Raw genomic sequence first — 390 nt, 5'->3', positions numbered from 1 at the left:
TTGAACACTTGCGCGCATCCGGCAAGGGCTGGCAAACGCGCGTCAATGCGTTGTTGCGCGAGGCGGTCGAGCAAGGGCGGATTTGAGCGTTGCCCTGTTTTATCACTTTACCACCAGCGGATCACGTAGATCAGGGGCGCGGCGGCCAGCAAGATGAGGCTGATGCCGATGCAAAACCTTAAAAAGGGTGAAAACGCGCCTTTTAATGTCATCGTTCGTCTCTGTTTAAAGCCTCGCCTGTTAGTCGCAAGCGAGGCTTTGTTTTGCGCTTGTGGGCGCTTATTGGCTGGTTTTAAGGATTTTTACCGCCTGGCTATCCTGCAACATGCCGCCCACGCGCTTGGTGATATAAAAATGCACGTAGGGCTTGTGGGTGTAGGGGTCGCGCAG

General features: G+C 54.6%; 2 protein-coding genes. One reads left to right on the top strand and one right to left on the bottom strand.

The genetic code is table 11. The features are described from left to right. Positions 1–8 precede the first annotated feature (8 nt). Positions 9–86 (top strand): BrnA antitoxin family protein, encoded by a 78-nt coding sequence (locus AXE65_RS14375; RefSeq protein ID WP_369126232.1) that lies wholly within the window; start codon positions 9–11, stop codon positions 84–86. Between the two features lie 193 nt (positions 87–279). Here AXE65_RS14375 and AXE65_RS13470 read toward each other — a convergent pair whose 3' ends face one another. Then, a complete protein-coding gene (locus tag AXE65_RS13470) occupies positions 280–390 on the bottom strand; it encodes a phage major capsid protein (RefSeq protein ID WP_275574851.1) in 111 nt (36 codons plus the stop codon).

Origin of the sequence: Ventosimonas gracilis (assembly GCF_001580025.1) — a bacterium.
Classification (GTDB): Bacteria; Pseudomonadota; Gammaproteobacteria; order Pseudomonadales; family Pseudomonadaceae; genus Ventosimonas; species Ventosimonas gracilis.
Note: the sequence above shows the minus strand (reverse complement) of the source record. Positions and strands in the feature narration are given on the sequence as shown.